Below are 15243 nucleotides of genomic sequence, written 5' to 3'. Positions count from 1 at the left end.
AAGAGAAAAGTATACAGCCCAGAAAAATAGGTCAACCTCTACAAAGGATAGAAAAACGATTTTTGTAGAGAGTCCCTAATTTTTCTGAGCTGTTTTGATTCTGAAAATGAGTATAGAGATTCGTTAGCTAATTAATCAAGAACCGTCCAATGTTTATAGAAGCATTGGAAATCGCCTTTTATTCTTGGAACCAGTATTCCGGCATGATTTAATTCACTACCGCTGTATATGTTTCCTGTTTCCGTGTCTGTATAGTGTGCAGATTCGTCTAAATAGTTTGTTTTTAAGTATTGAACAGGTTGAGAAGGATGGGCAAGACCATTGGAATAAACAAGTAAAGCCTCTGTTTCATTTTTAAATAACCATGCAGTAGCATACGTTGAATCAATTTCTTTGATTCGGTAGAATTGTCCAAATTGCAATAATCTTCGATGTTTTTTATAAAAGCTAATTTGGTCTTTTATTTCTGCTAGTGCTTGTGGAGACTGTTTTTCTATTGCCAGTTCGTAACCAAAATTTCCACTCATTGCAATTAGAAAGCGGCTTTCTAATGGTGTATTTCGGCCTACTTGATGGTTTGGAGTATCTGAAACATGCGCGCCCATCATGATAGGTGGATAAAGATAGCTGTATCCGTACTGGATTTTTGTTCGACATAATGCATCGGTATTGTCACTTGCCCAGGTTTGAGGCATATAAGCGACCATTCCAGGATCGAACCGTCCACCGCCGCTCGAGCAATTTTCAAATAATACATCTGGAAATTGTTTTGTTACTTCGGATAAAATATGATACAGCCCTAAAATATACCGATGACTTACTTCTTTTTGTTGATCATCTGGTAAAATAAAGCTGCCAACTTCAGTTAAGTGTCGATTCATATCCCATTTTATATAATCAATTTTATTCGAAGAAAGATAATTGCTTAATACCTGGATAAGGTACTCTTGGACTTGTGGTAAGCTTAAATTTAAGACAAGCTGCTGCCTTCCTTGGGTTTGAGGATACGCAGGTACTTGTAAACTCCATTCAGGATGTGCTTCGAATAAGCGACTTTTCACAGAAATCATTTCTGGTTCAAACCACAAACCAAATTTCATCTTCTGTTGATGTAGAATATCTGCAAAATGTTCAATCCCATTGGGCAGTTTAGTTTTATTGACAACCCAATCCCCTAAGGAAGAGGTATCATCTTCACGTTTCCCAAACCATCCATCATCTAAAACAAACAACTCAATCCCTAAATCGCGTGCTTGTTTTGCTTGGCTAATTAGGTCCTCTTCTGTAAAATCAAAATAATTTCCTTCCCATGAATTAAGCAAAATTGGTCGTTCCTGTTCTTGCCAATATTCAGGTATTAAATACGTTTGGTACAATTTATGAAATGTTTGAGAAAGGGCGTTGAATCCTTGATTGCTAAAATTTAATACGACTTCAGGAGTTTGGAAACTAGACTTAGGCATCAATTTCCACTCAAAAGTTTCTGGATTGATCCCTATCTGAATGCGTGTACTGCCATATTGTTCGACTTCGGCTTGGGCAACAAAGTTTCCACTGTAAATGAAATGAAAACCGTAAACCTGTCCTTGATCTTCATTTGTATAGCGATCGGCAAGTCCTAAAAATGGATGATGTTGTGGACTGCTCGTTCCCCTAGTGGAGCTTATTTTTTGGATCCCTGGATGAAGTGGTTGGCGATGAATCGTCGCTTCATTCGTGTGCGAACCATTCAGTGTTAATAAGTCAAAATCGGACCGCGGTAAGTCTAATAACATGGAGCCGGCATTTTCCAAATAAATAGGTTGTGATCCATTATTTCGATACTCAATACTGCGTGTAATGACTGGAAGATCATCATAAATGGTATAGCGAAGAACCATTTCAAGGGATTGGATTGGATCGATAAGATAGATTTCTACTGTTTGCTGCGTGTCCCCACGTAATGAAGGCAACCCTTTTAACGGATATTTGCCTTGTAAAATTTCAAAGCGATCATACACAAAATCTGTGATTCTAAAACCATCTAAATTTCGAAACTGGTAATTACTTACCCGATAATCTAAACTCCCTTGTGTACTTGTTTCAAGAGGTAAGGCGTTTAAGGAAAATGTTCGTTCTTCACTGATTGGGTTCGTAGCAAAACCTCGATCGATATACTGCAATTGGTTGACTTGATGGTAGTTGTTTAAATAGGGACCGAAATATCTATGGGTAAGATATTTTTCTTTTTCGATGCCAATGATATAGCTTATTTTATGATTGCTTAAATGGAAAATATTTTGTGAATCATCGAAATATATTGTCATATCAATCATTCCTTTTCGTTTGTTATGTATATAGTATCGAGTATAATAGAACGGAACAAGACGAAATAATTTTAAGGAGGGTAATAAATTGCGAAATTTTGTTCGGCAATTCCATTATACAGATGAGCAACATTTGCCGATCATTCGTGGAGTTGGTATAGGTGAGGGCAGTAGTACGTATCATTGGGATGCTCGTGTTCGAAAAGAACAGCTGATCGTTTTGCAGGTAACATTAACAGGGGAAGGGTTCATAGAAATGGGAGGAAGAAGAATTTCTCTAACAGAAAACAACGCCTTTTTTGCTAAAATACCTGGGAACTATCGCTATTTCGGTGAGGAATGGCAGTTTTTATTTATCGAATTTTCAGCTATAATGACGCAATGGCTCGATACATCCATTTCTATTATCGAATTATCAGCAGATTTGATTGAAAGACTTAGAAGGGTTGTCCTTGATCTAAAAGATCGTGAGTTGAGTGCAGTACAAAATGCTAAAATCGCATTTGCACTTTTTTTAGATACTAAAGAAACTATTCAAAACCAAATTCGACAAAAAACGGATGAGATTCAGGCGGTGAAAATATACATTGATACTCATTATTTTGAAGATATAAGTTTAGATTTCCTATCTGAAAGATACATGATGTCCAAGTATACATTAATTCGTCAGTTTGAAAAAGTCTACAAATCATCACCCATAAATTATTTAAAACAGGTACGGATTATTCAGTCTCTGTCGTTATTATGGGAAGAAGAAGCGATTGCCCAAGTTGCAAGAAAGGTTGGATTTTCAACGGGAAATTATTTTAGTAAAGTATTTAAAAAGGAGATGGGAATGTCGCCAAGTGAGTATAGAAGGCAAAAAGAAATTTATTATCCACGTGAATCAATAAATCAAAAGTGAATTCTGTAAGGAAGCGTCTTTTGAAAAAAAGTAGTGAAGGATTGTCATAATTTTTCTAAATAAAGTAATTTTTACCAAAAAGAAATGCAAATTCCCCAAACTTTCGCTATAATAAAGAAAATAACCAAAACAGGAAGTGGAAAGATGAAAAAAGCAGACCGACAACGGTTGATCAAACAACTAATCACAGAAAATGAAATAGAAACCCAAGATGACCTAATTGCACTGCTTGAACAATCTGGTGTCAAAGCAACCCAAGCCACTGTCTCAAGAGATGTACGTGAAATGAGCATCGTTAAAACTCACGGCTCAGATGGTCGAGTAAAGTATGCCCTATTCTCTCAACAACAAGCATCTAGTAGTGAGGAAAAACTAAAAGAATCTGTGAAAGATTCAGTGATTCGGATGGAACGGGTTCAATTTATGGTAATCGTCCACACAGATATGGGCGCAGCAGATGTTGTTACTAATTTTTTAGATGAAGTCAGTTATGAAGAAATTGCAGGAACGGTCGCAGGCGTTGATACAATTATTATTATTGCTCGTTCGGAAGATGACGCAGTAGCTGTTGTTGAACGTTTTCAAGCGATGATGGATTAAACCTAACCAATCAAAAAATGAAGGGAGAGTCGGTTACATGAATTTGAGAGCGTTACAAAATGGATCGGATATAAGAGGGATAGCGGTCAATCATGAGGACAAAAAAGCGAACCTAACACCAGTGCAAGTCGGGAAAATTGCAGTTGGAATGGTTCATTGGCTTCGTGATGAGAAAAATTTAGCTGAAAAACATCAATCGGGAAAATTGAAAATCGGTATCGGTCATGATAGCCGAATTTCAGCAGATAGTTTGAAACAAGCGTTGATAGACAGTTTTGTTCAACAAAACGTTGAAGTATTAGATTTTGGTTTAGCGACAACGCCAGCCATGTTTATGGCTACTCAATTTCCTCAATATGAGTGTGATGCGGCGATTATGATTACTGCAAGCCATTTGCCTTATTATTTTAACGGATTGAAGTTGTTCACTAAATCTGGCGGAGCAGAAAAAGCGGATATTGTCTATATTTTAGAACATGCGGACAACCCTCCCCTTGTAGTGAAAGGCTCAGTAACCAAAACCTCGATTTTAGAGGACTATTCTGTTGATTTAACAGATAAAATTCGTAAAGGGATGGATACGATAGAAGAAAAACCTCTCACTGGTTTTCATATTATAGTAGATGCTGGTAATGGCGCAGGTGGTTTTTTTGCAGAAAACGTTTTAGCTAAACTTGGAGCAGATGTCACAGGTTCGCAATTTTTAGAACCCGACGGCATGTTCCCTCATCATATTCCTAATCCAGATAATAAAGAAGCGATGGCAAGCATCCAACAGGCTGTTCTGAAAAATAAAGCAGATTTAGGTGTGATCTTTGACACAGATGTGGATCGCTCTGCTGTAGTAGATGCTTCTGGTGAAGTGATCAATCGAAATAATTTGATTGCGGTGCTAGCAACAATTGTTTTAACTGAATATCCAGGCGGTAGTATTGTAACGAACTCGCCAACCTCAAGTCATTTGAAAGAGTTTATCGAGTCAAAAGGTGGCTCACAAGTACGTTATATTTCTGGTTATCGCAATGTAATCAATAAAATGATTCAACTCAATGATGAGGGAATCACTACACCGTTAGCAATCGAAACAAGTGGACACGCAGCTTTCAAAGAAAACTATTCTTTAGATGATGGGGCGTATGTAATTGCTAAAATTCTGATGTTGTTACCTAAATTAAAAAAAGAAGGGGAAACACTTGGGGATTTGATCAGCTCATTAAAACAACCAGCTGAAACCCAAGAATTACGCTTTGAAATTCTAGCAAGAAATATTCGTGAGTATGGGGAACAAATAATACGAGAGTTGTGTGGTTTTGTCGAAAGGCAAAGAGGTATGACCATCGATCCAGAAAATCATGAGGGACTGCGAGTGACTGTTTCTGATGATTATGGTAGCGGATGGTTTTTATTACGGTTGAGTTTGCATGAACCATTACTAGTGTTACAAGTCGAAAATGATCAAGCTGGAATGAATCAAAAGGTTTTGGAGAAATTAGCGGACTATTTTGAAGCAATCCCGAATATAGATTTAGATAAATTAAATCAAATCTTAAATTATAAAAAATAAATATAAAAGTTAATATTTTTTAACAGAGTGAATTTTTTTACTCTGTTTTTTTATTCTCATAAATTATTTTTTTAATAAAAATTAAATGTATAATCTATCGGTCGATAAAAAACAAGTTATTTAAACCGCATATGCCGTTACTTTATGTTTAAAATGATTTATACATCTAAGCACTATTTGCTGAAGGGTATAAGTCTGTTTTTTTTCACATAAGTGTTGATAAATAGGGCTTAAAACAAAAAAATAATTGATTAATTCTGAATATTAATTGTACAAGCTGTCTAAATAGCCTGTTTGATGTATCAAGTATTTAAACTCAAATGCCAAAAAAACGTTGCATATTTTTGTTATTTTATTTATAATACAAATAAAAAATAAAAGCCTTCTTGTTTTCAGTTAAAACAAGAAGCGCTTGAAAATAAATATTTAATATTTAACGTATGTATCTATTCTATTGTTTTGTAATTGAGAAATCAATAGTAGGGACGAGAAAATAATACTGTGAATTTTCTTTTTTTTGAGGAAATTTTAAAAAAAATGAGAAAGAAGAAGAAATACTTTACTTTTTAGCAACAAATTTAATGGATTTAAGAATAATCGGGTGGTTTTTACCGCCGTCAGATTCGCCGTCAATAAGTATAGAAAGGATTTGTTTTTTTGGCTAAAGGTGAGAATATTTACAAACGAAAAGATGGACGCTGGGAAGGGCGTTATCCTAAAGCAAGAAAAATAGATGGAAGCATCCATTATGGTTATGTTTATGCTCGTTCGTATCGAGCAGTGAAGGAACAATTACTTGATAAAAAGGCACAGAAACCATTTCACTATACTGGAGAGGTCAAAGAATTTCATGGAAGATTTGGTGAATGGGCAAATCTTTGGTTAACTGAGATTATGGCACCGAATATAAAAGAAAGTACCTATGCCAGTTATAGTAGTAAACTTCAAGTGCATGTTTTACCTAGCTTAGAAAATCGCGCTTTAAAGAAAATTACAGCTTTAGATATAGAAAAGCTAGTCAAACGGTTAGCACACTCGTTAGCAGCTAGCTCTATTCGTATTGTATTTCGTATCGTAAAAAGTTGTTTTGGAGCGGCTAAAGAGCGTGGCTACATATACATGAATCCTTGTGAGCGAATCATATTACCGAAAGTAAATAAACAAAAAGTTCAAGCGTTAACACGAGAACAACAAAGAGCAGTAGAGGCTGAAAGTAAAAAAACAGAACAAGGATTGCCGATCTTACTAGCTTTAGAAACAGGAATGCGTATAGGCGAAATTTGCGCATTAAAATGGGAAGATATAGATTTTGACTCATCCGTGTTAAAAGTTCAGCGAACGAAGCAGCGTATTGCCTTACCCAACTTAGCAGGTCAGCGAACCAAAATTGTTGAAACAATTCCTAAAACGGTTAACGCTAGTCGTTCAATTCCGCTATCTCAAAAGATAAAAGAAGCCCTATTACATTGGAAAAAGCAATCAAACTCAGAGTATGTGGTAACTGCCAACGAACATTCCGTTGAACCAAGAACAGTGAGTTATCGCTTTGAACGAATCAAACGAAAAATTGGTTTAAATAATGTGTCTTTTCATGCGCTTCGACATACTTTTGCAACTCGCTGTGTAGAGTTAGGTGTCAATATTGCGGCAATCAGTTCGCTATTAGGCCATTCGTCCATTAAGCTGACGTTGGACACATACACAAATTCTTTTATAGAAGAACAACGTGCAGCGATTGAAAAATTAGCGTTTATTTAATTGTCTTTTGAAAATACACCCGTTTTTATAACATTCGTTATTTTAATTCCTTCAGTTTTCGTGAGTTCCTATTCATTTAGGGACTCATTTTTTTGTTCATCTCCGCCGTCAAAATCTCCGTCAACGTTAAAGAGAAATCTAGGAAAATAACGATTAACGGTACCCGCTTCTTGTTTTAACTGAAAACAAGAAGGTCACATTTTTTATTTTTCCTCTCAATAAAAAGTGTAAAACTAAATTGACCAAAATACATAGAAAATAAGGGAGAGAACGTACATGTGTAATATAGGAATTATTTCATCAAACAATGAGTTAGAAAACGGTGTATATGCAAATATGTTAGAAGTAGCAGAATACAATATTCATTTTCTCAATTTACATGAGAATATCAAATTAAATGATGCTACAAAAAAACTAGATGTTCTAATTATTGAAGAAGCTTCAATAGAGAATCAAATGAGCATTATTTGTGACACTATTATCAAAGTTCGAGAACAGACCTCTTTGTTGATTTGGATCTTGTCAGATACTACTGATAAATCGACTAGAATGGTTTATTTGAAACTGGGTGCGGACAGTATCATTGATAAAACAATTGATTCAGAGGAACTGATCTTGATCATTGAAAAAAATTTAAGTCGCTATCTTGAGAAATCAATGTATCATGCTAAAAATTCAACAGGTTTTCTACAACAAGGTAGCAAACAAGAGAGGAAAAGACTCAAATTAATTCACTCTAATTCTAGTGTGTTATTGAATGGAAAGCAAGAAGTAAGCCTTACAAAACTTGAATTCAAAACGATAGAATTATTAAGTAATCATATAGGTAAAGTATTAACGTACGAAGATATATATGAAAATATATGGGATAAAGTGAGTGAAGATAAGCAATATAGAGTAACAAATATTATTTATCACTTACGTAGAAAGCTTGAAGATGATTACATTAAAACAGTTCGCTCAAAAGGGTATATGTTGATGACGTAATTGAAACAAGCGCACAAAGTGACTGTATTATTTTTAGCTTCGTCCATCAATACAACCAGTTGAAAATAGGAAATAAAATGATCAATCCGTTTTCTTGTTTCTAAAATATAGATAGAAATTTGAAATATAGTGCTTCTAAATGTAGGAACACGCAAGATAAGAAGAAAGGAGGAAGAACATTGAAAAAGAATAAAAAGGGAAGAAAGACCTTTTTAAAAGTGACAGGAGTATGTGTGATTTCTATACTAAGTTTTCAATTTTTCAGCTCGACACAGCTAAAAGCCCAAGAAGAGTCGAATACTGTAGATTCTTCAGTGAGTCAAAGTGAAACGAGTGCTGGAAAAGAGTTGACTTCTAATACGTCAGAAACAAAAGAAAGCTCTACCTCTAGCGAATCGGTCCAACAACTCGACCCATCGACAGCGGAAGTATTCAATTCTAATCTAGAGCGAAAGCTACCAGATCAAACGAATAGAAAAGAAATTAGTTTAAAATCAAATGCTACCGGCATTGTAGCAAAAAATATTGCGAAAAACGTAATTGATATCAAGTCTGTTGGTAGTGATGTTGAGAAATTGAAACAGACAATCATTAAAGATAGTGGTGCCATAGCCTACGGATTATCTGGTGGGGCTATTTCTGATGTGACTGACCAGATTCAAATAGATAACTTAGAAGGATTAGAATCGCTATCTTCGAACGCTCTAAAAGAATTTCGTGTCACACTCAAAGTTCCTGCGGCTCTTGCTGGAACTGAAGAAGATCTTTCGACAGAAGTCATCGTGTATGTTGGTAAAGTTGCAAAACCAAAAACATGGGCAGAATTAGATGCCGCGTTGAAAAATTCATCCATCACGATTATTGATGTCCAAAACTCAATGACAAATACTCGAGGAAGTCGAAATGACATCAATATCGGAAATACCCGTTCTAATTATGTTTTATTAGGAAATGGACATTCGTTAGATTTTATTGGCGATTCATATAGATGGCCTACGTCGACAACTGCTGTTCATAAGGCCGTTGTGGATAACGTAAATTTGTATGGTGGACATTACTTTGGTCCGATTACAATGTGGGAGGAAAATGGTCCTGGATCAGGAATCACTTATCGAAATGTTCATTATACAGGATCGCAGCTAACAGCTTCTTTTCAAGCAATTTTAAGGTTTGAAGAGAAAAATGTTATAAGATCTGTGGCGACAAGTTATGTCTCGTATAATGGTACTCGACGTTCGATAGCTAATACGAATCAGTCTGGACTGGAATCGCATACCTTGGTTTTTGGAAAAGATACAGACACAACGATTGAAGTGGAAAATGGAGACGGAATCATTTTAGGAAGTTGGTATTCTAATACAAACTGGGCACAATCCGTTCAACCTTCAGCCGTACTTGAGGAAAATGCTATTGCAACGATTCGAACACTAGGAAATGGTGGGGAATCAAATTCTTGGCAAACTTCTGGTGGAACGATTCAGTCTGCTATTAGTATTCAACGTAATGGGAAAATAGTCGTTGGTAAAAATGCCGCATTGAATGTAGAGACAGCTAACGGAACAACCCGTGTACCTGTTCGATTAGGATATCAAGCGAATACATCACAATGGGTTACTTCTATTTCAGTAGGCGAAGGCGGAAAGTTCAATGTCAACGCTAACGGGCCAATTTCAACTACAGCTGCTAGAGCAGCCATTATGTTACAGCAAAATTCTGTCATTAATATAGCAAATGGCGCTGTAATGACGGTCAATGCACAAAATATGACCACGGGAGCCCCAGTTATAGATATGGGGGCTAACTCCAAACTCAATGTAGGGTCGAAAGGGCAGTTAGTCTTAAATAAGATCAAGGGAACAGGTCGAAGTTTACAACTTTCCAGTGGCGCACAATTTGAGGTGAAGGATGAAGGCACAGCTCATTTTGCTTCAATAGATGAAAGGAATTCTACCGATTCTCAAATATATGCAGGAAACAGTTCTAGTTTTTTTGTTGGTAATAAAGCAGTATTTGAATCTGTGATCACTAACGGATCAGGTAAGCGTAGTATGCTAGATTTTGGGAGTAATACAATATTCCGATTTGCTAATGCGAAACGAATTGATTTAGATTCAAGAGGGAACACCAATGTTGATATTGTTAAAATGACGAATCCAGGTATATTTTTAGCGGATATTCAAGAAGTTTCTGCTTGGACTAAACGGGATGCGTATTTACAGGATCCTACTTATAATTGGACACCCATGTATGGGGTTAAGGTAGGCTATAACGGAACGAGAACATCTAGTGTTGTTGCGAATAGTGTGATAAATGATACGCAAAAGAACTTTCTAAATGAATATAGAACTGAAAATTTTTCAAGAGTCTTATACCAGTTCATTCCAGATGTTGTCGTAGGACTAGATATACCATGTGACAACAAAAAACTTATAGACGGCGAACAGTTAACAGGAGCTGTCAATAACTTCGCTGCTATTCAATTTTATATCGTGTCAGATGAAAATGATCCAAGTAAAGATGTTTTGTTGACACCGCCTACTGTTGATTCACCTATAGACGGAGATACAAGGAAATTTCACACTATAGCAGATGGAAATGGAAGGTTTACTTATAAGTTACCAGATAATGTGGAACTAAAAGCAGGTCAAAAAATCAAAGCGTATGCTTGGCTAGATGGTAAGGATGCGTTTGCTATAGAAAAAGTACTAGATGCTACTGCACCTACTGGAGAGTCAGTGGATCATCATATTGCAATGGGAGAGAAAACAGCTGATGCCAGCAAATTTGTTGGTAATCCGAGTGATACGAATCCTGAACCACAAAAATTCAAATATGTCTTTAATGAGGAGACACCTCAAGCGCAAGTAGAGGAGTGGATGCAAACACCAGGGGAATATACTGTACGAGTGGATCTATTTGATGATGCTGGGAACAAAGCAACCATCGTGTCTAAATTGATTGTCCATGGCAAGTTGGCCAATATTGAAGCGAAAGATATTCAAGTTAGTGCCGCCATAATCAATGGGATGAAACTGGATCAATTAAAAAAGTATATTATTCAAGAAAGTGAAGCAAATGCGTATCAAATTATGGATGGAACGATAGCTTCATTGAAAGACAAAATCGAAATTTCAGATTTGGGTGGTATGACACCTAGTACAACGGGTGGCGCATATAATGTAACGTTGAAAGTGTCAAGTGCAGTGTCTGGCTTAGGCAAAGATCTGATTAAAGTACTCACTGTCACACTAACGGATGATACACCTCCAAGTGGAACAGGGAAGCTGACCATTGTTCCAATGGGAGATGCAGCATTTATTCGAGAGGAAGCTAATTTGTCTAAGTTTTTAGAAACTTGGCAAGATGACGTTACAGCTCAAGATAAGCTAGCGATTCGTTTTGCAGAAAACACTGATTTTGATGCATTAGTCGCCAAAGAAGGGGATAACGAGTTTTATTTAATCTTAACAGATGAAGCGGGAAATGATAGTGAACCAGTAAAAGTGCCAATCTTTGTATTTGATGGACCTGGCGGGGCAAATAGCATCAAAGGAAAAGATTTTAGAGTAGATCATTCAGACTGGCAAACAAATTCGACAACAGTAGAGAGGTTACGAGAGTTTGTTATTACACAAGGGAAAATCAAAGCAATAGAAGTGAACAAACAGACTATTGCCGATATCACCAAGGATACCAGTAAGTTTACAGTGAACACGAAAGATGTAGGCAATAAAGAAGAGACGCCCTATCCACTCGTATTGACCGTCAACTCAAATGGTGAAAAAAAATCAGTAACGATTTACGTAACGTTTAATGATAAAACAAAACCAAAGGGAACTGGGAAGTTTACATTAATCGACAAAGAGGATACTGCAGCTATTCTTAATGCGGCTGATTATATGAAGTTCTTAACGGATTGGTCAGATAACGTTACGGCCAAAGAAGAGATAGACATTACTTTAAAAGAAAATCAAGATATTGCGAAGATTGTTTCTAGTGTTGGGCCTAATAGTTTTTACGTCACACTAACGGATGAAGCTGGAAATATGACCGATGTTAAGGTGCCGATTTATGTGAAAGATAAACAGTCTATTATCGGTGAAAAATATATCATTGAAAGAAAGAATTTTTCTATTGCAGCTATTGATTATCCTAAAACACCCAAAGGTATTTTAGCTATGATTCGTGATAAAGGACAACTGCAACTTTTTGAAATAAGTGACACGACAGTAACTGAATTGAATGGGGAAGAGATCGTTCTTGCAACAGGGTCCTTACCAGAACCGTCACCTTCTGGACAAGTGCCAGTGAATGGTGATTATGAAGTGACACTCACTTATGGGAATGGAAAGTCTAAAGTACAAGGAACGCTCACTGTTACTATTTCAAAAAGTTTGGATACCGTAAAAGTGGAATTCATAGACGAAAAAGGACTGCCAATCGCGGACATCGATTCTGTCGTAATCACAGGGAATATTGGCGATTCAGTTGATTTGACAAGTGATAAGAACGTAAAAGACACGTTAGCTGCTATTGCGGCTAAGAAATATGTTTTGGATAAAGAGCCAGCTAATGTTACTGAGGTGATCATCCAAGATGGCGGAAATGTTGTACAGTACAAATTTAAAGGAACATTATCGATTGATTCTGGTCCTAAAGTAATAAACTTTGGTACTCAAAATATATCATGGAGAAAAACGGTTGAAGAAAATCCTGAATATGATGAGCCGCTGGTCATTTGGGATAACCGTGCAACCTTAACGAATTGGAAGCTGACGGTAAAATTAAGTCAGGAGCTAGAAATCGTTGAAACACATCACGTATTAGCGGAAGCATTAAAGTATAAAACAGCAACAGATGAAAAAACGTTAACCACTGACGCTCAGGAAATTTTGACGCATAAACATAGCAGCTCAGGAAAATACAATGTTAGCTCAGAGACTTGGGGACCAGCTAAACAAGGATTACGTCTAGAAGTACTTCCAGGCATGGTAAAACAAATCGGTGACTATCAAGCGAACCTAACTTGGCGTGTAGAAGAAACCTATTAAACAATGGAGGCGAAAAAAATGAAAAAAAAGAGAATTTTCTATTTGCTTCTGACCTCGTTTGTTTGTATGGGATTCGTGATGGATACGATTCTAGTTTATGGGGCAGAAGAAGGTGGAAGAGTTCAGTCCAAAGCGGGTGTAGGTTTTTATGAAGCAAGTACAGAGTCATCAACCAAATCAAGCTCGACCTCTGACTCTCAACCAAGCCAAAGTACTTCTTATGAATTAAAAGCTGAAAAGCCAACGGGAAAATTACCTGAAACAGGGGAATTAGTGAAAAAAAGTCTATTCATCAGCGGAAGCATCCTAGTGGTCCTTATTCTAATTTTCTTTTTCTATAAATGTAAAAAGGAGAAAAGGAAAAGGAGCAAAAGGTTATGAAGAAGGAAACATTGATTTGTTCTGTTACACTTACGCTGTTTATGTTGCTAATTCAGCCTAATGCGACTTTTGCAGATGCTTTTCAGTCTGAAGGAGAAGGCAGTATCGGGTTTAGTGGAAAGTACCCCAAAGCTACCTACGATCCAGAACATCCAGAACAATTAGCTGATCCCGGACCGAGTCCAACTACAGATGGTGCGCTAAGATTTGATTTTGTTCCACAACTAAATTTTTGGACGAATGCTATTTCTGATAACGACCAAAGCTATTATGCTAATGCTCAATTATTTAAGGATGACACAGGGGTTCGCGGAAATTTTATCCAACTATCAGATTATCGTGAACAAAAGAGTGGTTGGCAATTACAACTTCGACAAGAAACACAATTCAAGAATACTGCCACCGAGAAGGAACTAAAAGGGGCCGTTATATCATTAGATAAATCATGGGCAAATTCTACAACAAGCAAAGATCAGGTTCCATTGGTGTCTAAAGAAGTGATTCACTTAGACAGCATCGGAGAAACATATAATTTGGCAAATGCAGAAATCGGTAAAGGAAGTGGAAGTTGGTCGATTATTTTTGGCGCTTCCATAGATAATGATCAAAATCAAAAGGATACCCTTATCCCTCGTTTAGATGAAAAAGGCAATCCGCTTCTTGATCCAGATTTCGGTAATAAGCCAATATTTGAAAATACAGCTGTATCATTAAACGTGCCAGGAAAAACAAAAAAAGAGCCTGGAAACTACCAAACGGTGATAACTTGGATTTTATCTGAGTTGCCATAAATAAAACACAATAGTAGGAGGATACAAAAATGAAATTGACACAAAAATTATGTGGAACTGCTTTATTATCAGTAGTTGGATTAGGGCTAGCTTTGCCAACCGTCGTAAATGCTGCACCAGAGTCACATACAGGAGATGCAACAATTAAATTTAAAGAAGATGACGGGGAAGATATTGTTACACCACCAGGAACAGATGGCCCTGAAATTGAAGAACCGACACCAAATCCTGATGCAGGACCATTAAAAATTATTGCTATTTCATCACTTAAATTCGGTGAACACAGTATTACTGCTGCATCAAATGGTGGGTGGGAATACTATGCACAAACAGCTAAAGCAGTAGCAAAAGTGAATGAAGATAATCCTCTTGAACTACCTGAGGCAGTGAGAAGTAATAGAGATAACCTTATTGAAATGCCTAACTTTGTAACATTTAAAGATACACGTGCGGATGATCTTCCCAATACACACACAGTATCTGCTAAAGTAACAACACCATTTACAAACGAGGCACAATCAGTCTTGACTGGAGCGAGTTTAACATTTTCTAATATTGAATTAGGTACGACTGGTGATGCAGCGACGCAACTTAATCCCTCTGCGATTGTTGCACCAACAAGAGAATTATTAACGGATGGCACACCAACGACTTTTATTGAACAAAAAGATGATAGTAAAGGTTTTGGTAAATTCGATTTAACATTCGGTACAGTGGGGGAAAATGGAACGGCAGACAAATCAGTGAAATTATCTATTCCAGCAGCAAATAACAAACTATCAACAAAAAGTGAATATAAAGCTGTAGTCACTTGGACTATTGCATCAGCACGTTAAACGAAACATAACTTAAATTAGCAAAAAAGAAAATGGACAGGATACACTAGCTCAATCGAGCTAGT

10 protein-coding genes are annotated in these 15243 nt (G+C 36.6%); 9 read left to right on the top strand and 1 reads right to left on the bottom strand.

Annotated elements, in window-relative coordinates; translation table 11 throughout:
• Positions 1-131 precede the first annotated feature (131 nt).
• Entirely contained in the window at positions 132-2306 is a 2175-nt protein-coding gene (locus IGJ34_RS14330; protein ID WP_430597721.1) for an alpha-galactosidase, read from the bottom strand.
• A gap of 88 nt (positions 2307-2394) precedes the next feature.
• On the opposite strand from IGJ34_RS14330, the gene IGJ34_RS14325 reads away from it, so the two are divergent.
• From IGJ34_RS14325 to IGJ34_RS14285, 9 genes are all read left to right on the top strand, one after another.
• Positions 2395-3210 (top strand): helix-turn-helix domain-containing protein, encoded by an 816-nt coding sequence (locus tag IGJ34_RS14325; RefSeq protein WP_430597720.1) that lies wholly within the window; start codon positions 2395-2397, stop codon positions 3208-3210.
• Between the two features lie 144 nt (positions 3211-3354).
• A complete protein-coding gene (argR, locus tag IGJ34_RS14320; RefSeq protein ID WP_069654982.1) occupies positions 3355-3810 on the top strand; it encodes an arginine repressor in 456 nt (151 codons plus the stop codon).
• A 37-nt stretch (positions 3811-3847) separates the two neighbouring features.
• Complete coding sequence (locus IGJ34_RS14315) at positions 3848-5374, top strand: phosphomannomutase/phosphoglucomutase (RefSeq protein WP_430597719.1); 1527 nt, start codon at positions 3848-3850, stop codon at positions 5372-5374.
• Positions 5375-6031: 657 nt separating this feature from the next.
• Positions 6032-7132 (top strand): tyrosine-type recombinase/integrase, encoded by a 1101-nt coding sequence (locus IGJ34_RS14310; RefSeq protein ID WP_430597718.1) that lies wholly within the window; start codon positions 6032-6034, stop codon positions 7130-7132.
• Positions 7133-7408: 276 nt separating this feature from the next.
• Positions 7409-8119, top strand: coding sequence for a winged helix-turn-helix transcriptional regulator (locus tag IGJ34_RS14305; RefSeq protein WP_069654985.1), 711 nt, complete (start codon positions 7409-7411; stop codon positions 8117-8119).
• A gap of 179 nt (positions 8120-8298) precedes the next feature.
• Positions 8299-13170 (top strand): pectate lyase-like adhesive domain-containing protein, encoded by a 4872-nt coding sequence (locus IGJ34_RS14300; protein ID WP_430597717.1) that lies wholly within the window; start codon positions 8299-8301, stop codon positions 13168-13170.
• A gap of 18 nt (positions 13171-13188) precedes the next feature.
• On the top strand, positions 13189-13551 hold the full coding sequence (locus tag IGJ34_RS14295) for an LPXTG cell wall anchor domain-containing protein (protein WP_430597716.1): 363 nt from the start codon (positions 13189-13191) through the stop codon (positions 13549-13551).
• A complete protein-coding gene (locus IGJ34_RS14290; protein ID WP_430597715.1) occupies positions 13548-14342 on the top strand; it encodes a WxL domain-containing protein in 795 nt (264 codons plus the stop codon). The genes IGJ34_RS14295 and IGJ34_RS14290 overlap by 4 nt, the downstream gene beginning before the upstream one ends.
• Before the next feature lie 29 nt (positions 14343-14371).
• The gene (locus tag IGJ34_RS14285) at positions 14372-15178 is read left to right on the top strand and encodes a WxL domain-containing protein (protein WP_069654989.1); all 807 of its coding nucleotides are present in this window, start codon (positions 14372-14374) and stop codon (positions 15176-15178) included.
• The last annotated feature ends 65 nt before the right edge of the window (positions 15179-15243 follow it).

This window comes from Enterococcus sp. AZ177 (assembly GCF_050544585.1).
Taxonomy (GTDB): domain Bacteria; phylum Bacillota; class Bacilli; order Lactobacillales; family Enterococcaceae; genus Enterococcus_L; species Enterococcus_L plantarum.
Note: the sequence above shows the minus strand (reverse complement) of the source record. Positions and strands in the feature narration are given on the sequence as shown.

Excerpts from the sequence above, each read along its gene's own strand:
- IGJ34_RS14330 (WP_430597721.1), bottom strand. The coding sequence starts at position 2,306 with ATGACAATATATTTCGATGATTCACAAAATATTTTCCATTTAAGCAAT.
- argR (WP_069654982.1), top strand. The coding sequence starts at position 3,355 with ATGAAAAAAGCAGACCGACAACGGTTGATCAAACAACTAATCACAGAA.
- IGJ34_RS14315 (WP_430597719.1), top strand. The coding sequence starts at position 3,848 with ATGAATTTGAGAGCGTTACAAAATGGATCGGATATAAGAGGGATAGCG.
- IGJ34_RS14305 (WP_069654985.1), top strand. The coding sequence starts at position 7,409 with ATGTGTAATATAGGAATTATTTCATCAAACAATGAGTTAGAAAACGGT.
- IGJ34_RS14295 (WP_430597716.1), top strand. The coding sequence starts at position 13,189 with ATGAAAAAAAAGAGAATTTTCTATTTGCTTCTGACCTCGTTTGTTTGT.
- IGJ34_RS14290 (WP_430597715.1), top strand. The coding sequence starts at position 13,548 with ATGAAGAAGGAAACATTGATTTGTTCTGTTACACTTACGCTGTTTATG.
- IGJ34_RS14285 (WP_069654989.1), top strand. The coding sequence starts at position 14,372 with ATGAAATTGACACAAAAATTATGTGGAACTGCTTTATTATCAGTAGTT.